At 54.7% G+C, this 17,223-nt stretch carries 20 protein-coding genes; 19 read left to right on the top strand and 1 reads right to left on the bottom strand.

The window, feature by feature from the left end; all coding sequences use genetic code 11:
* The first annotated feature begins 458 nt into the window (after positions 1-458).
* Entirely contained in the window at positions 459-1,412 is a 954-nt protein-coding gene (gene rluC, locus KGA69_RS20985) for a 23S rRNA pseudouridine(955/2504/2580) synthase RluC (protein ID WP_072251500.1), read from the top strand.
* A gap of 40 nt (positions 1,413-1,452) precedes the next feature.
* On the opposite strand, the gene KGA69_RS20980 is transcribed toward rluC, so the two are convergent.
* Positions 1,453-2,037 carry a Maf family protein gene (locus KGA69_RS20980; RefSeq protein ID WP_047046888.1) on the bottom strand — a complete coding sequence of 195 codons (585 nt, stop codon included), beginning with the start codon at positions 2,035-2,037 and terminating at the stop codon, positions 1,453-1,455.
* Positions 2,038-2,178: 141 nt separating this feature from the next.
* Here KGA69_RS20980 and yceD point away from each other — a divergent pair, with 141 nt between their 5' ends.
* The 18 genes from yceD (at position 2,179) to thiK (ending at position 17,203) form a co-directional block, all read left to right on the top strand.
* A complete protein-coding gene (yceD, locus tag KGA69_RS20975; protein WP_015705036.1) occupies positions 2,179-2,700 on the top strand; it encodes a 23S rRNA accumulation protein YceD in 522 nt (173 codons plus the stop codon).
* A 16-nt stretch (positions 2,701-2,716) separates the two neighbouring features.
* Complete coding sequence (gene rpmF, locus KGA69_RS20970; RefSeq protein WP_000290724.1) at positions 2,717-2,890, top strand: 50S ribosomal protein L32; 174 nt, start codon at positions 2,717-2,719, stop codon at positions 2,888-2,890.
* Positions 2,891-3,036: 146 nt separating this feature from the next.
* The gene (gene plsX, locus KGA69_RS20965) at positions 3,037-4,137 is read left to right on the top strand and encodes a phosphate acyltransferase PlsX (RefSeq protein ID WP_088389843.1); all 1,101 of its coding nucleotides are present in this window, start codon (positions 3,037-3,039) and stop codon (positions 4,135-4,137) included.
* A gap of 53 nt (positions 4,138-4,190) precedes the next feature.
* A complete protein-coding gene (locus KGA69_RS20960; RefSeq protein ID WP_045393676.1) occupies positions 4,191-5,144 on the top strand; it encodes a beta-ketoacyl-ACP synthase III in 954 nt (317 codons plus the stop codon).
* Positions 5,145-5,159: 15 nt separating this feature from the next.
* Entirely contained in the window at positions 5,160-6,089 is a 930-nt protein-coding gene (gene fabD, locus KGA69_RS20955; protein WP_015367191.1) for an ACP S-malonyltransferase, read from the top strand.
* 12 nt (positions 6,090-6,101) lie between these two features.
* Entirely contained in the window at positions 6,102-6,836 is a 735-nt protein-coding gene (gene fabG, locus KGA69_RS20950) for a 3-oxoacyl-ACP reductase FabG (protein WP_015367190.1), read from the top strand.
* A gap of 210 nt (positions 6,837-7,046) precedes the next feature.
* The gene (gene acpP, locus KGA69_RS20945; protein ID WP_000103754.1) at positions 7,047-7,283 is read left to right on the top strand and encodes an acyl carrier protein; all 237 of its coding nucleotides are present in this window, start codon (positions 7,047-7,049) and stop codon (positions 7,281-7,283) included.
* Between the two features lie 88 nt (positions 7,284-7,371).
* Positions 7,372-8,613 (top strand): beta-ketoacyl-ACP synthase II, encoded by a 1,242-nt coding sequence (gene fabF / locus KGA69_RS20940; RefSeq protein WP_015705037.1) that lies wholly within the window; start codon positions 7,372-7,374, stop codon positions 8,611-8,613.
* A 128-nt stretch (positions 8,614-8,741) separates the two neighbouring features.
* Positions 8,742-9,551, top strand: a complete 810-nt coding sequence (gene pabC, locus KGA69_RS20935; protein ID WP_045393682.1) for an aminodeoxychorismate lyase — start codon at positions 8,742-8,744, stop codon at positions 9,549-9,551.
* 2 nt (positions 9,552-9,553) lie between these two features.
* Complete coding sequence (gene yceG / locus KGA69_RS20930) at positions 9,554-10,576, top strand: cell division protein YceG (protein ID WP_045393684.1); 1,023 nt, start codon at positions 9,554-9,556, stop codon at positions 10,574-10,576.
* Entirely contained in the window at positions 10,566-11,207 is a 642-nt protein-coding gene (tmk, locus tag KGA69_RS20925) for a dTMP kinase (RefSeq protein WP_045393687.1), read from the top strand. Before yceG ends, tmk begins: the two co-directional genes overlap by 11 nt.
* Entirely contained in the window at positions 11,204-12,208 is a 1,005-nt protein-coding gene (gene holB, locus KGA69_RS20920; protein WP_045393690.1) for a DNA polymerase III subunit delta', read from the top strand. Before tmk ends, holB begins: the two co-directional genes overlap by 4 nt.
* 10 nt (positions 12,209-12,218) lie before the next feature.
* Positions 12,219-13,013, top strand: a complete 795-nt coding sequence (locus tag KGA69_RS20915) for a metal-dependent hydrolase (RefSeq protein WP_047046875.1) — start codon at positions 12,219-12,221, stop codon at positions 13,011-13,013.
* Between the two features lie 296 nt (positions 13,014-13,309).
* Complete coding sequence (ptsG, locus tag KGA69_RS20910; RefSeq protein WP_045393695.1) at positions 13,310-14,743, top strand: PTS glucose transporter subunit IIBC; 1,434 nt, start codon at positions 13,310-13,312, stop codon at positions 14,741-14,743.
* A gap of 256 nt (positions 14,744-14,999) precedes the next feature.
* Positions 15,000-15,356 (top strand): purine nucleoside phosphoramidase, encoded by a 357-nt coding sequence (hinT, locus tag KGA69_RS20905; protein WP_045393698.1) that lies wholly within the window; start codon positions 15,000-15,002, stop codon positions 15,354-15,356.
* 4 nt (positions 15,357-15,360) lie between these two features.
* The gene (locus KGA69_RS20900) at positions 15,361-15,735 is read left to right on the top strand and encodes a YcfL family putative periplasmic lipoprotein (RefSeq protein ID WP_045393699.1); all 375 of its coding nucleotides are present in this window, start codon (positions 15,361-15,363) and stop codon (positions 15,733-15,735) included.
* 21 nt (positions 15,736-15,756) lie between these two features.
* Entirely contained in the window at positions 15,757-16,395 is a 639-nt protein-coding gene (gene lpoB, locus KGA69_RS20895) for a penicillin-binding protein activator LpoB (RefSeq protein ID WP_161801944.1), read from the top strand.
* Positions 16,376-17,203: a thiamine kinase gene (gene thiK, locus KGA69_RS20890; RefSeq protein ID WP_213292629.1), complete on the top strand. Its 828-nt coding sequence runs from the start codon at positions 16,376-16,378 to the stop codon at positions 17,201-17,203. Before lpoB ends, thiK begins: the two co-directional genes overlap by 20 nt.
* Positions 17,204-17,223: the final 20 nt, after the last annotated feature.

Genomic DNA, 17,223 nt, shown 5'->3' with positions numbered 1-17,223 from the left:
CAGGGGTAATGGCTTAACCTGTTCACCTCAATCGGAGGATTCAGATGAACTCCCGGTAGTCCCGGAGTCGTCGCCGTCCTGCCACGCAAAAATCTTATAGAGCCTGTGCCGGTAAGGACTGCAACCCGCAGCCCGCTAACTGTCTGAAAGATCAATACGTCTTACGCCATTGCTGCGTGGATGATCGGTCAGACAAAATTGGTCATTCCGCTAATTTCTTGTTCTAACAAGTGTCAACACGGAAAACGGCTTCATTATTCCATTGCTAACCTTGTTATAGCAAGTTCACTTTTACCTTTTATCACCGGGTTACTCACAGTTTTTTCACCAGCGTCTACAGATTGTTCTAATAACAAACAAAACGCCGATGAAGCATGCGATGAAATCCGGATACTGATAAATATAAGCATATAAAAATGAGTGGCGCTAATGCCCTCGGCTATTTAGAATCGCCGACCATGAAAACTGAGACTCCAACCGTAAAAATGGTTGCCATTTCCGCCGATGAAGCGGGGCAACGTATCGACAACTTTTTGCGTACGCAACTTAAGGGCGTACCGAAGAGCATGATTTATCGCATCCTGCGTAAAGGCGAGGTGCGGGTGAACAAAAAGCGCGTCAAGCCGGAATATAAACTGGAAGACGGCGATGAAGTGCGTATCCCGCCGGTGCGGGTCGCCGAGCGCGAAGAAGAGGCCGTTTCGCCGCATCTACAAAAGGTGGCGGCGTTGTCGGATGTGATCCTCTATGAAGACGATCATATCCTGGTGCTCAACAAGCCTTCCGGCACCGCGGTACACGGCGGCAGCGGTCTGAGCTTCGGCGTGATTGAAGGGCTGCGGGCGCTACGCCCCGAGGCCCGCTTCCTGGAGCTGGTTCACCGTCTTGACCGGGATACCTCCGGCGTTCTGTTGGTAGCAAAAAAACGCTCGGCGCTTCGCTCGCTTCACGAGCAGCTGCGTGAGAAAGGGATGCAGAAGGATTATCTGGCGCTGGTCCGCGGTCAGTGGCAGTCGCACACCAAGGCGGTACAAGCGCCGCTGCTGAAAAATATCCTGCAGAGCGGCGAGCGCATCGTGCGCGTGAGTCAGGAAGGTAAGCCGTCCGAAACGCGCTTTAAAGTGGAAGAGCGTTACGCGTTTGCCACCCTGGTGCGCTGTAGCCCGGTTACCGGGCGTACGCACCAGATTCGCGTTCACACTCAGTATGCGGGACATCCCATCGCTTTTGACGATCGCTATGGCGATCGCGAGTTTGACAAGCAGCTTTCAGGGACGGGCTTAAACCGCCTGTTTTTGCATGCCGCAGCGCTGAAGTTCACTCATCCAGGCACCGGTGAAGTGATGCGTATTGAAGCGCCGTTGGATAATCAACTGAAGCACTGCTTACAGGTTTTGCGCAATAGCAAATAACCACAGCGGCGGATTCATACTCCGCCGCTTTCTTTAATGGCTAGCTAAGCAGGGGGTTAAAGCCCTCCCGGCGCAACATCTGGCATAGCGCGATCAGCGGTAGCCCCACCAGCGAATTAGGGTCGCGTCCTTCCAGTCGTTCAAATAGCGTGATGCCTAAGCCTTCGCTTTTAAAACTGCCGGCACACTGCAGAGGGTTCTCTTTACGGATATAGGCCTCGATCTCCTGATCGCTCAAATGACGAAAATGGACGTCGAAAGGTTCGCATTCCGTTTGCAGGTGTCCGTTGGCCGAATTATAGAGCGCAAGACCAGTATAAAAAGTGACAATCGTGCCGCTGGCCTTGCGTAGCTGACGGTAGGCATTTTCTTCAGTGTGCGGTTTACCGGTGATGTCGCCGTCTAAGACACAAACCTGATCGGAACCTATAATAAGGTGTTGAGGGAAGCGGGATGCCAGCGCCTGGGCTTTGGCTTGCGCCAGACGCGTAACCAACTGGCGGGCGGATTCGCCGGGCAGAGGCGTTTCGTTAACCTCTGGCGCCGCGCATTCGAATGGCAGCGAGAGTTTTTCCAGCAGCATTCGCCGCCACGGCGAGGTTGAGGCCAGGAGAAGATTAGACATATTTTTTCATCCACATATAGCGCTTCGCAGAGCATCATTTTAAACTATGCGCCGCAATGTGTGCGAATAAATGGCAAAAGGCAACCTGAGGCTGCCTTTTTCTTTGACTCTATGACATTACAAAGTTAATATGCGCGCCCTATGCAAAAGGTAAAATTACCCCTGACTCTCGATCCGGTTCGCACGGCTCAAAAACGCCTTGATTACGAGGGTATCTACGCCCGTGATCAGGTTGGCCGTGTCGCCGATTCAGTCGTCAGCGTGGACAGTGATGTGGAATGCAGCATGTCGTTCGCTATCGATAACCAGCGTCTCGCCGTTATTACCGGTGATGCGAAGGTGTCGGTAACCCTCGAATGTCAGCGTTGCGGGAAACCGTTCCCTCATCATGTCCACACAACGTATTGTTTCAGCCCTGTCAGAAATGACGAACAGGCAGAAGCACTACCGGAAGCGTATGAGCCGATTGAGGTTAACGAATTCGGTGAAATCGATCTGCAGGCGATGGTTGAGGATGAAATCATTCTTTCCTTGCCGGTAGTTCCGGTGCATGATTCTGAACACTGTGAAGTGTCCGACGCGGACATGGTCTTTGGCGAACTGCCTGAAGAGGCACAAAAACCAAACCCATTTGCCGTATTAGCCAGCTTAAAGCATAAGTAATTGAGGAGTAAGGTCCATGGCCGTACAACAGAATAAACCAACCCGTTCCAAACGTGGCATGCGTCGTTCCCATGACGCTCTGACCGCAGTCACCAGCCTGTCTGTAGACAAAACTTCTGGTGAGAAACACCTGCGTCACCACATCACTGCCGACGGTTTCTACCGCGGTCGCAAGGTAATCGCTAAGTAATCACGCCTTACTCCGTGGATTTCACGTTGCAAGAAAACGTACCTAACGTCCTTGCAACGTGAAAGACAAGAGTAAAAGCGTGGTGAAGCTTAGTGAGGATCTCCCCGGGTAACTGGGGAATAACCGAACCGGGCAGCGACGAGACCTTGACACGTCTAACCCTGGCGTTAGATGTCATGGGGGGCGATTTTGGCCCATCCGTGACAGTGCCTGCAGCACTGCAGGCACTGAACTCTAATTCGCAACTCACTCTTCTTCTAGTCGGCGACCCCGACGCCATCACGCCATTACTTGCCAAAGCTGATTTCGAACAACGTTCGCGATTGCAGATTATTCCTGCACAGTCAGTTATTGCCAGTGATGCGCGACCCGCACAGGCTATCCGCAGTAGTCGCGGAAGCTCGATGCGCCTGGCGCTGGAGCTGGTAAAAGAGGGCCGAGCCGAAGCCTGCGTTAGCGCGGGAAATACCGGCGCGCTGATGGGGCTCGCGAAATTATTGCTCAAGCCCATTGAGGGGATTGAGCGCCCGGCGCTGGTGACGGTACTGCCGCATCAGCAAAAGGGCAAAACGGTGGTGCTGGATTTAGGCGCCAACGTCGATTGCGATAGCACCATGCTGGTGCAGTTCGCGGTGATGGGCGCGGTGTTAGCCGAAGAAGTCGTGGGGATTAAAAATCCGCGCATTGCGCTGTTGAATATCGGCGAAGAAGAGATGAAAGGCCTCAACAGCATCCGTGATGCGTCGGCGATTCTCAAAAAGCTGCCGTCGTTCAACTATATTGGTTACCTTGAAGCTAACGAGTTGCTGACGGGGAAAACGGATGTTCTGGTTTGTGATGGATTCACCGGCAACGTCACATTAAAGACGATGGAAGGTGTTGTCAGAATGTTCCTTTCGCTGCTGAAATCACAGGGAGAGGGAAAAAAAAGGTCGTGGTGGCTGATTTTATTAAAGCGTTGGTTACAAAAAAGCCTAAGCAGGCGATTCAGTCACCTCAACCCCGACCAGTATAATGGCGCCTGTCTGTTAGGATTGCGCGGTTCTGTGATCAAAAGTCATGGCGCTGCCAACCAGCGCGCATTTTGCGTCGCAATAGAGCAGGCAGTGCAGGCGGTGCAGCGGCAAGTTCCACAGCGGATCGCCGCTCGCCTGGAATCGTTATACCCAGCAGGTTTTGAACTGCCAGGGAGCAGCAGCGGTAACGGGAATGCCCGACAGCACACCGGGACCAACGGATACGACTGACGCCCTGCGGTTTTAACAACGCGGGTATATTACCCAAGAGTGACTGAGCGTACATGTATACAAAGATTATTGGCACCGGCAGCTACCTGCCTGAGCAAGTGCGTACTAACGCCGACCTGGAAAAAATGGTTGAAACGACTGACGAGTGGATTGTCACGCGTACAGGTATTCGTGAACGCCGTATTGCCGCAGCGAACGAAACAGTTGCTACGATGGGCTTCGAAGCCGCAAAGAAAGCGCTGGAAATGGCGAATGTCAACCCGGAGCAAATTGGTCTGATCGTTGTTGCGACCACCTCGGGCACGCATGCCTTCCCGAGCTCTGCGTGCCAGATTCAATCTATGCTGGGGGTAAAAGGGTGCCCGGCGTTTGACGTCGCAGCCGCCTGCGCGGGCTTTACCTATGCCTTGAGCATCGCCGATCAGTACGTGAAAAACGGCGCCGTCGATTATGCGCTGGTGATCGGTGCTGATGTGCTGGCGCGTACCTGCGATCCAACCGATCGCGGCACGATCATTATCTTCGGCGACGGCGCGGGCGCGGTGGTGCTTGGCGCTTCCGAAGAGCCGGGCATTATCTCTACGCATCTGCACGCCGATGGCCGCTACGGCGACCTGTTAACGCTGCCGAATGCCGATCGCGTTGAGCCGGAAAACCCGATTTATCTGACGATGGCCGGCAACGAAGTGTTTAAAGTCGCGGTCACCGAACTGGCGCATATCGTTGACGAGACGCTGGCGGCCAACAACCTTGAGCGCTCGGCGCTGGATTGGCTGGTCCCGCACCAGGCTAACCTGCGTATCATCAGCGCGACGGCGAAAAAGCTGGGGATGTCGATGGATAACGTGGTGGTCACGCTCGATCGTCACGGTAATACCTCTGCCGCTTCGGTTCCTTGCGCGCTCGACGAAGCCGTGCGCGATGGCCGTATTCAACGCGGCCAGTTGATTCTGCTGGAAGCCTTCGGTGGTGGTTTCACCTGGGGTTCCGCGCTGGTTCGTTTTTAGTATAAGGATTTAAACATGACGCAATTTGCTTTTGTGTTCCCCGGACAGGGCTCTCAGGCTGTCGGTATGCTGGCAGATATGGCCGCGACCTGGCCTGTGATTGAAGAGACCTTCGGCGAAGCTTCCGCAGCGTTGGGTTACGATCTGTGGGCGCTTGCCCAACAGGGCCCGGCAGAAGAACTGAATAAAACCTGGCAAACGCAACCGGCGCTGCTGACCGCCTCCGTCGCGTTATATCGCGTATGGCAGCAGCAGGGCGGTAAAGCGCCGGCGCTGTTAGCCGGTCATAGCCTTGGCGAATACTCTGCGCTGGTCTGCGCAGGCGTTATCAATTTCGCTGATGCCGTTCGTCTGGTTGAACTGCGTGGTAAATTCATGCAGGAAGCGGTACCGGAAGGCACCGGCGCGATGTCTGCAATTATTGGTCTCGACGATGCGTCCATTGCGAAAGCCTGTGAGGAATCTGCGCAAGGGCAGGTGGTTTCGCCGGTGAACTACAATTCTCCGGGCCAGGTGGTTATCGCCGGGCACAAAGAAGCCGTTGAACGTGCAGGCGCCGCGTGTAAAGCCGCAGGCGCCAAACGCGCGTTGCCGCTGCCGGTCAGCGTACCGTCCCACTGCGCGCTGATGAAACCTGCCGCAGAAAAACTGGCGGTTGAACTGCAGAAAATCACTTTTAACGCGCCGACGATTCCGGTCGTGAATAACGTCGACGTGAAGTGTGAAACCGCGCCGGATGCTATCCGCGATGCGCTGATTCGTCAGCTGTACAGCCCGGTTCAGTGGACTAAGACCGTTGAGTTTATGGCATCTCAGGGCGTCGAGCACCTGTATGAAATGGGTCCGGGTAAAGTCCTCACCGGCCTGACCAAACGTATTGTTGACACCCTGACTGCTTCTGCGCTCAACGAGCCGGCTGCGATGTCTGCGGCGCTTGAGCAATAAAAGAGGAATACCATGAGTTTTGAAGGAAAAATCGCGCTGGTTACCGGTGCAAGCCGCGGTATCGGCCGTGCAATCGCTGAAACCCTCGCCGCGCGCGGCGCGAAAGTTATCGGTACTGCCACCAGCGAAAGCGGTGCGCAGGCGATCAGCGACTATTTAGGCGCCAACGGTAAAGGTCTGATGTTGAATGTGACCGACCCGGCATCTATTGAATCTGTTCTGGAAAATGTTCGCGCAGAGTTTGGCGAAGTTGACATCCTGGTCAATAATGCCGGGATTACTCGTGATAACCTGTTAATGCGAATGAAAGATGATGAGTGGAACGATATTATCGAAACCAACCTGTCATCTGTATTCCGTCTGTCAAAAGCGGTAATGCGCGCTATGATGAAAAAGCGTCATGGACGTATTATCACTATCGGTTCTGTGGTTGGTACCATGGGAAATGCTGGTCAGGCTAACTACGCTGCGGCGAAAGCGGGTCTGATTGGTTTCAGTAAGTCACTGGCACGTGAAGTTGCGTCTCGCGGTATTACTGTAAACGTTGTTGCTCCGGGCTTTATTGAAACGGACATGACGCGTGCGCTGACCGATGAGCAGCGTGCGGGTACGCTGGCTGCAGTTCCTGCGGGGCGCCTTGGCTCCCCAAATGAAATCGCCAGCGCGGTTGCATTCTTAGCCTCTGACGAAGCGGGTTACATCACTGGTGAAACCCTGCACGTCAATGGCGGGATGTATATGGTCTGACCGAGATTTGCGCAAAATGTTCAGGAAGCGCGCAGTCTGCACGCTTGCGGGTACTGTTTTGTGCGAAATCATTTGCGTTATTAGGGCAAACAGCCGCAAAATAGCGTAAAATCGTGGTAAGACCTGCCGGGATTTAGTTGCAAATTTTTCAACATTTTATACACTACGAAAACCATCGCGAAAGCGAGTTTTGATAGGAAATTTAAGAGTATGAGCACTATCGAAGAACGCGTTAAGAAAATTATCGGCGAACAGCTGGGCGTTAAGCAGGAAGAAGTTACCAACAATGCTTCCTTCGTTGAAGACCTGGGCGCTGATTCTCTTGACACCGTTGAGCTGGTAATGGCTCTGGAAGAAGAGTTTGATACTGAGATTCCGGACGAAGAAGCTGAGAAAATCACCACCGTTCAGGCTGCCATTGATTACATCAACGGCCACCAGGCGTAAGTGAACATCTCCAGGCGGTCATTCGACCGCCTGAGTTTTATCTTTTTTTGTCCCACAAGAATCTATTTTCCCTCCCTGGAGGACAACCGTGTCTAAGCGTCGTGTAGTTGTGACCGGACTGGGCATGTTGTCTCCTGTCGGCAATACCGTAGAGTCTACCTGGAAAGCTCTCCTTGCCGGTCAGAGTGGCATCAGCCTGATCGACCATTTCGATACTAGCGCCTATGCAACGAAATTTGCTGGCTTAGTAAAGGATTTTAACTGTGATGATATCATCTCGCGCAAAGAACAGCGCAAGATGGATGCCTTCATTCAATATGGAATTGTCGCTGGCGTTCAGGCCATGCAGGATTCTGGCCTTGAAGTGACGGAAGAAAACGCAACCCGCATCGGCGCCGCTATCGGTTCCGGTATTGGTGGCCTCGGCTTGATCGAAGAGAACCACAGTTCGCTGGTAAATGGCGGACCGCGGAAGATCAGCCCGTTCTTCGTACCGTCCACAATTGTTAACATGGTGGCCGGTCATCTGACCATCATGTTTGGTCTGCGTGGACCGAGTATCTCCATCGCGACCGCGTGTACTTCAGGCGTACATAACATCGGCCACGCGGCGCGTATTATCGCTTACGGCGATGCCGACGCGATGGTTGCCGGTGGTGCAGAGAAGGCGAGTACGCCGCTGGGCGTAGGCGGCTTTGGCGCTGCGCGCGCGCTGTCTACCCGCAATGATAACCCGCAGGCGGCAAGCCGTCCGTGGGATAAAGAGCGTGATGGCTTTGTGCTGGGCGACGGTGCTGGTATGGTCGTGCTGGAAGAGTACGAGCATGCGAAAAAACGCGGCGCGAAAATCTACGCTGAGATCGTCGGTTTTGGTATGAGCAGCGATGCGTACCATATGACGTCTCCACCGGAAGATGGCGCTGGCGCTGCGCTGGCGATGGTTAACGCCATTCGCGATGCGGCGATTGAACCGGGCCAGATTGGCTATGTCAACGCCCACGGTACTTCGACGCCAGCCGGTGATAAAGCAGAAGCCCAGGCGGTGAAATCCGTGTTTGGCGATGCGGCAAGCCGCGTGATGGTGAGCTCCACCAAATCAATGACCGGCCACCTGTTAGGCGCGGCTGGCGCAGTAGAGTCTATCTACTCTATTCTGGCGCTGCGCGATCAGGCGGTTCCGCCGACCATCAACCTGGATAACCCGGATGAAGGTTGCGACCTCGACTTCGTTCCTCATGAAGCGCGTCAGGTTTCCGGTATGGAATACACCCTGTGTAACTCCTTCGGCTTTGGCGGTACTAACGGTTCGATTATCTTCAAAAAAGTATGATCAACCGCTAATGCTGGTTCAGCGTTGACGAAAAGACCCGCCTGGCGGGTCTTTTTTTATTCGGTTTTCTCCGCTTGTTCTCTGCTTTTTATCCTGAGACACTGTGCCATCGGTGAGAGGAGCCCCCTATGTTCTTGATAAATGGTGTCGAGCAGAGTGTACTGGCAGCTAACGACCGTGCTATTCAATTCGGTGATGGCTGTTTTACCACCTCACGAATCATCAACGGTCAGATAGCCTTCTTCAATGCCCATTTGGCCCGTTTGCAGGATACGTGCGAAAAACTCTTTATTCCTTTTACTGCGTGGCAAATGCTGGCCGCAGAGATGCAAGAACTCGCAAAGTCGCATCGTGAAGGCGTCCTCAAGGTGATCATTACGCGTGGTTCAGGAGGTCGGGGATATAGCGCGAGCGGATGCATTCAACCTACCCGCATGATGAGTGTGTCGTCTTTCCCCGCGCATTATGCGCGTTGGCGAGAAGAGGGAATAACTCTGGCGTTAAGCCCGATCCGCCTGGGGCGCAATCCTTCGCTGGCGGGGCTCAAACATCTTAATCGCCTCGAACAAGTCTTAATTCGTTCTCATCTTGAGCAGACGGACGCCGATGAGGCGCTGGTTCTTGACAGCGACGGGTGGCTTACGGAATGCTGTGCCGCGAATGTGTTCTGGCGTAAAGGAAGCCAGGTGTTCACGCCGCGCCTCGATCAGGCGGGCGTTAATGGCATTATGCGCCAGCACTGTATGGCTATGTTGGCACGTTCTTCTTTTGATGTTGTCGAAGTATCCATGCGCCCTGATGTACTGCGCGATGCCGATGAAGTGCTGATTTGCAATGCGCTTATGCCGCTGGTACCGGTTTGTCGTTGGGATGACGTCTGTTGGTCTGAACGCGATCTTTACCATTTTTTAGCCCCATTGTGTGAGCTGCCTGGTTAGTCATGAAGAAAATGTTACGTTTTGTCCTGCTGTTAGTCGTGGTGTTCGGTATTGCCGCAGCGGCAGGTATGTGGAAAGTCCGCCAACTGGCAGATAGTAAGTTGCTTATTAAAGAAGAGACCATCTTCACCCTTGAGCCAGGAACCGGGCGAGTGGTGCTTGGTCAGCAGCTGTATGGCGATAAAATCATTAATCGTCCACGCGTATTCCAGTGGCTGCTGCGCGTCGAACCTGAACTTTCTCATTTCAAAGCGGGTACCTATCGCTTCACACCGCGAATGACGGTGCGCGAGATGCTGCAGCTTTTAGCGAGCGGTAAAGAAGCGCAGTTCCCGCTACGGTTTGTTGAAGGGATGCGCGTTAGCGACTATTTGCGTCAGCTGCGCGATGCGCCGTATGTGAAGCACACTTTAGAAGACGACAGTTACGAAACGGTGGCCAAAGCGCTGGGTCTTGAGCACGCCGATTGGGTTGAAGGTTGGTTATGGCCGGATACCTGGATGTACACCGCCAATACCAGCGATATCGCCATTCTTAAACGCGCGCACCAGAAAATGGTCGCTGCGGTAGCGAAAGCCTGGGAAGGGCGGGCGGATAATCTGCCGTATAAAGATCAAAACCAGTTACTGACCATGGCCTCTATCGTTGAGAAAGAGACCGCGGTTCCTGCCGAGCGCGATCGCGTGGCGTCGGTCTTTATCAACCGTCTACGCATTGGCATGCGTTTGCAGACCGACCCTACCGTAATTTACGGCATGGGAGAGCGCTATAATGGTAAACTGTCGCGTAAAGATCTGGAGACGCCGACCGCTTATAACACCTATGTGATTAGCGGTATGCCGCCAGGGCCAATCGCCGTGCCGGGCGAAGCGTCTCTCAATGCGGCCGCGCATCCGGCGAAAACGCCGTACCTCTATTTTGTTGCCGACGGAAAAGGCGGCCATACGTTCAATACCAATCTGGCCAGCCATAACCGTTCGGTTCAGGACTATTTAAAAGTACTTAAGGAAAAAAATGCGCAGTAACTATATCGTCATCGAAGGCCTGGAAGGGGCGGGGAAAACGACCGCACGCAATCTGGTCGTTGAGACACTCGAACAGCTGGGTATCCGCGATATGGTGTTTACCCGTGAACCGGGCGGTACCATCCTGGCTGAAAAACTGCGCAGCCTGGTGCTGGATATCCAGTCTACCGGCGATGAAGTCATTAACGATAAAGCGGAAGTGCTGATGTTTTACGCTGCCCGCGTACAGCTGGTCGAAACCGTTATCAAGCCGGCGCTGGCCCGCGGTCAATGGGTCATTGGCGACCGTCACGATCTCTCAACTCAGGCCTACCAGGGCGGCGGACGCGGTATCGATCAGCGAATGCTGGCGACGCTACGCGATGCGGTGCTCGGCGATTTCCGCCCTGATTTAACGCTCTACCTTGACGTGACGCCGGAGGTCGGCCTCAAGCGCGCGCGAGCGCGCGGCGATCTGGATCGTATCGAGCAGGAGTCGATGAATTTCTTTAATCGTACCCGCGCGCGCTACCTTGAGCTGGCGGCGCAGGATCCGACTATCCGCACCGTGGATGCGACGCAGCCGCTGGAAGCGGTTGAGCGCGACATTCGCGCGGTTGTCACGCAATGGGTTGCGGAGCAGCGCGCATGAAATGGTATCCGTGGTTACGCCCGTCCTTCGAGCAGCTAGTCGCTGGTTATCAGGCAGGACGGGGTCACCATGCGTTATTACTGCAGGCGTTGCCGGGAATGGGGGGCGATGCGCTTATCTACGCATTATGCCGATTCCTGATGTGCCGCCAGCCGGAGGGGCATAAAAGCTGCGGCCATTGCCATAGCTGTCAGCTTATGCAGGCCGGCACCCATCCTGATTACTACACGCTTGTCCCGGAGAAAGGCAAGAGCGCGCTAGGCATCGATGCGGTGCGCGGCATCACTGAAAAACTCTATGAGCGCGCGCGTCTTGGCGGCGCGAAGGTGGTGTGGATCAACGATGCGACGTTGTTAACCGATGCTGCCGCGAATGCTTTGCTGAAGACGCTGGAAGAGCCGCCGGAAAACACCTGGTTTTTCCTGGCCTGTCAGGAGCCGGCGCGTCTACTCGCCACCTTGCGTAGCCGGTGCTTCTCATATCACCTTGCTCCGCCTTCTGAAGCCTGGGCATTAGGGTGGTTAGAGCGCGAAGTGACAATGTCACAAGATGCTTTACTGGCAGCGCTGCGCCTCAGCGCTAACGCTCCCGCGGCAGCGCTGGCGTTACTGCAAGAAGCCAACTGGGCGCCGCGACAACAGCTCTGCCAGGCGCTAGCGAGCGCGTTAACCAGCGGCGACTGGCTGTCATTATTACCGGTTCTGAATCACGAACAGGCTCCGGTGCGCCTGCACTGGCTGGCATCGCTGCTGTTGGATGCGCAAAAAAGGCAGCAGGGCATTTCGCTTCTGAGTAATCCGGATGCCTGGACGCTGGTCAACCAGCTGGCGCAAACACTTTCGGGCACACGTCTTGAGGCTATCACGCGCGATGTGAGCGCCTGTCGCGAACAGTTGCTGAGCGTGGTCGGCGTCAATCGCGAACTGCTGCTCACCGAGCGCCTTCTGCGCTGGGAACATTACCTGCAACCCGGGGCGGTTCTGCCCGTCTCGCATCTCTGAGAATAAGAATATGTTTTTAGTCGATTCCCACTGCCATCTTGATGGCCTGGATTATCAAACGTTGCATAAAGACGTCGATGATGTTCTGGCGAAAGCCGCCGCGCGTGATGTCAGGTTTTTCCTGGCTGTCGCCACGACGCTGCCGGGATACCGCGGGATGCGTGAATTAATCGGCCAGCGCGATGACGTTGTCTTTTCTTGCGGCGTGCATCCCCTGAACCAGGATGAAGCGTATGACTATGAGGAGCTGCGTACGCTGGCGGCGGAAGAGGGCGTAGTGGCGATGGGGGAAACCGGGCTCGATTACTTCTATACCCCGGAAACCAAACTGCGCCAGCAGGAGTCTTTCCGTCAGCATATCCGCATTGGCCGCGAATTAAATAAACCGGTGATTGTGCATACCCGTGATGCGCGCGCCGACACGCTTGCAATTTTGCAGGAAGAAAACGTGACGGATTGCGGTGGCGTACTACACTGTTTCACAGAGGATAGAGAGACCGCGGGTAAACTGCTCGATATGGGGTTCTATATTTCGTTTTCCGGTATCGTCACGTTCCGTAATGCCGAACAGCTGCGAGATGCAGCGCGTTATGTGCCGCTCGATCGCCTGCTGGTAGAGACCGATTCGCCCTATCTGGCGCCGGTGCCGCATCGCGGTAAAGAGAACCAGCCGGCGATGGTGCGTGATGTCGCCGAATACATGGCGGTCTTGAAGGGCGTGTCGCTGGAGCAACTTGCGCAACAAACCACCGAAAACTTTGCCAGCTTGTTCCACATCGACCCTGCCAGACTGCAACCTGCCTGATCTTTCTATTATTTTAAGGCTCGTAATTAATACTCAAAGCGAGTAAAGTTCACCGCCGCGACAGAGGCGGTGAACGCATTTCTGCAACATACAGATACACATTATGTAAATCAGTGTAAATTTTTATATGTTGACTGAATGAAACGTGATAGCCGTCAAACAATCTCCGCGTTAATTATTTTACTCTGTGTAATAAATAAAGGGCGCTTAGATGTCCTGTCCACGGCACGGTTCTCCCCCCGGGCCAATGCGTGAAAACGTAAAAAAGTACCAAATACTCAGGAGCACTCTCAATTATGTTTAAGAATGCATTTGCTAACCTGCAGAAGGTCGGTAAATCGCTGATGCTGCCAGTATCCGTACTGCCTATCGCAGGTATTCTGCTGGGCGTCGGTTCTGCCAACTTCAGCTGGCTGCCTGCCGTGGTTTCCCACGTCATGGCAGAAGCAGGCGGTTCAGTTTTCGCCAATATGCCGCTGATCTTCGCAATCGGTGTTGCGCTTGGCTTCACCAATAACGACGGTGTATCCGCACTGGCTGCAGTCGTAGCTTACGGCATCATGGTGAAAACCATGGCGGTAGTCGCGCCGCTGGTTCTGCATTTACCTGCTGAGGAAATCGCAGCGAAACACCTGGCTGATACCGGCGTGCTTGGCGGTATTATTTCCGGTGCGATTGCAGCCTACATGTTCAACCGCTTCTACCGTATCAAGCTGCCTGAATATCTCGGCTTCTTCGCGGGCAAGCGCTTTGTGCCGATTATCTCTGGTCTCGCCGCTATCTTCACCGGCGTGATCCTGTCCTTCATCTGGCCGCCGATCGGTTCCGCCATCCAGACCTTCTCTCAATGGGCGGCTTACCAGAACCCGGTTGTGGCGTTCGGTATCTACGGCTTCATTGAGCGCTGCCTGGTACCGTTTGGTCTGCACCATATCTGGAACGTACCTTTCCAGATGCAGATTGGTGAATACACCAACGCTGCAGGTCAGGTGTTCCACGGCGACATCCCGCGTTACATGGCCGGCGACCCGACTGCGGGTAAACTGTCTGGCGGCTTCCTGTTCAAAATGTACGGCCTGCCGGCTGCAGCTATCGCGATTTGGCACTCTGCTAAACCAGAGAACCGCGCCAAAGTCGGTGGTATCATGATCTCCGCTGCGCTGACCTCGTTCCTGACCGGTATTACCGAGCCGATCGAGTTCTCCTTCATGTTCGTTGCGCCGATCCTGTATATCATTCACGCGATTCTTGCAGGCCTGGCATTCCCGATCTGTATCCTGCTGGGTATGCGTGACGGTACTTCATTCTCTCACGGTCTGATCGACTTTATCGTTCTGTCCGGCAACAGCAGCAAGCTGTGGCTGTTCCCGATTGTCGGTATTTGCTACGCGATCGTGTACTACGTAGTCTTCCGTGTGCTGATTAAAGCGCTGGACCTGAAAACTCCGGGTCGTGAAGATGCCACTGAAGACAGCAAAGGCGCCGCTACCAGTGAAATGGCCCCAGCTCTGATTGCTGCTTTCGGCGGTAAAGAGAACATCACTAACCTCGACGCATGTATTACTCGTCTGCGCGTGAGCGTGGCTGACGTAGCGAAAGTTGATCAGGCTGGTCTGAAAAAACTGGGTGCTGCTGGCGTAGTTGTTGCAGGTTCTGGCGTTCAGGCCATTTTCGGTACCAAGTCCGATAACCTGAAAACCGAAATGGATGAATACATCCGCAACAGCTAAGACGTAGTGTGGGGAGACTAAGGCAGCCAAATGGCTGCCTTTTTTACGTCGGTATTCTGCTCATTGTTGGCAATGGCAGGAAAATGGGGAGAAATGCTTATTCCCTCAGCAGCTAAGTCTATAGTTGAATAAGAAAAACTGCATTCAGGTTGAAAGAGAGGGAGGAAGTCGCTCATACTCTTAGCTGATCCTGTGCATTCGTGTTTATCTGCAGAGGCAGGCCGGAGCACGGTATAAAACTAATAAGGAATCAGTCATGGCAGAAGAAACGATTTTCAGCAAAATCATTCGCCGGGAAATCCCGTCGGATATTGTTTATCAGGATGAGCTGGTCACCGCTTTTCGCGATATCTCTCCGCAGGCGCCGACCCATATTCTGATTATCCCGAATATCCTGATTCCGACCGTGAACGACGTTACGACTGAGCACGAACTGGCGCTGGGCCGTATGATGACCGTCGCGGCCAGGATTGCCCGTGATGAAGGCCTGGCTGATGACGGCTACCGCCTTATCGTAAACTGCAACCGCCACGGCGGCCAGGAAGTCTACCATATTCATATGCACCTGCTGGGCGGCCGTCCGTTAGGCCCGATGCTGGCGCATAAAGGCTAAACCGATGCGCGCTGCTTATTCAGGCGTTTTGATTCTGGCGGCGCTGCTGGCCGGATGTAGTTCGCGCCCGGAAATTCCGGTTGGCGAACAGCAGACTTTGGTGATGGAATCCAGCGTTCTGGCGGCGGGTATCAGCGCCGATCCACCGTCGGTCACCGCCTCGGAAATTCAGGCCACCGCTACCTCAAGATTATTTAACGAACGGCAACAGCCCATTACTGTGCACTACCGTTTTTTCTGGTATGACGCTCATGGGCTGGAGATGCATCCGTTGGAACCTGCGCGAAGCGTGACGGTTCCCGCCCACTCGTCCGTTGTGCTCTACGGCAGTGCAAATATTCTCGGGGCGCACAAAGCCCGCCTTTATCTTTATCTCTAAGAGGTCATCATAATGATTAAAATGTGTCGCTATGCGTTAATCACTGCACTGGCGATATTCCTGGCAGGCTGTGTGGGACAACGTAATGAACCTGCGCCAGTCGAGGAGGCCAAGCCGAAGCCGGAGCAACCTGCGCAGCCGCAGCCGACGGTGCCTGCCGTGCCGACGGTGCCAACGCAGCCGGGTCCAATCGAACACGGCAGCGAGCAGCCTTCACAGCCCTCTCAGCCTGCGCCGCGCGTGCGCCACTACAACTGGGACGGCGCTGTGCAACCGATGATCGGCCAGATGCTGCAGGCGGGCGGCGTGAACGCGGGCAGTATTCTGCTGGTGGATAGCGTCAATAACCGTACCAACGGATCGCTGAACGCGTCTGAAGCGACCTCCGCGCTGCGCAATGCGCTGGCGGGCAACGGCAAGTTTACGCTGGTCTCCCCGCAGCAGCTCTCCGTAGCGAAACAACAATTAGGTCTTTCGCCGCAGGATAGTCTCGGCAGCCGCAGCAAAGCGATGGGAATTGCGCGCACCGTTGGCGCTCAGTACGTGCTGTACTCGAATGCCACCGGTAACGTCAACTCGCCGGAGCTGAAAATGCAACTGATGCTGGTGCAGTCCGGCGAGATTATCTGGTCAGGCAAAGGTGCGGTTCAGCAACAATAAGCTTACGCGCGACGAGCTCTTGTCGCGCTTTTTCCCCCGCTATTCACCTGTCGCCGCGCTGACTGAAAACGGTCTTAGCGGCGGCAGCTGTATTATCAGCGATGGCGTCCGCCGGCTGGTGCTGCGCCAGCCGCACGATCCGCAGGCGCCGCTCAGCCATTTTTTACGCCAGTACCGCGCGCTTCAGCGCCTCCCCGCGACGCTGTCGCCGGCGGCGGTATTTTTTTCGCCGTGCTGGATGGTGGTGGAGTATTGCGCAGGGGAGGTGAAAAGCGCGCTGCCGGAGTGCCCTTCACTTGCCGGCTTATTGTATCATCTGCATCAACAGCCGCGTTTTGGTTGGCGTGTCGAGCTGGCGCCATTACTTGAATTGTACTGGCAGCAGTGCGATCCGACCCGGCGTACGCTTTTGTGGTTACGCTGGCAGAAACGGTTATTGCGCCGGCGAGAACCACAGCCGTTGCGTTTGGCGCCTCTGCATATGGACGTCCACGCCGGCAATATCATTCACCGCGACGACGGCCTGCGCTTGATTGACTGGGAGTATGCCGGAGACGGCGATATCGCGCTTGAACTGGCAGCGGTATGGTGCGATGCCCCTACGCGTTGCCAGCTGCTTAAAGACTATTCACGGCTCGCGCAGCTTGATGAGCGTCAACTGCGGCGGCAAATACAACGCTGGCGACCGTGGGTGCTCATGCTGATGGCGGGATGGTATGAACGGCGCTGGCAGCAGAGCGGCGACCGGCAATTTATTACGCTGGCGGATGCGACATGGCGTCAGTTAGAAACAGAAAACAAAGGATAAGAGAGGTCTGTGTGGGTCCG

The organism is Klebsiella sp. A52 (assembly GCF_018388785.1).
Classification (GTDB): Bacteria; Pseudomonadota; Gammaproteobacteria; order Enterobacterales; family Enterobacteriaceae; genus Klebsiella; species Klebsiella aerogenes.
Note: the sequence above shows the minus strand (reverse complement) of the source record. Positions and strands in the feature narration are given on the sequence as shown.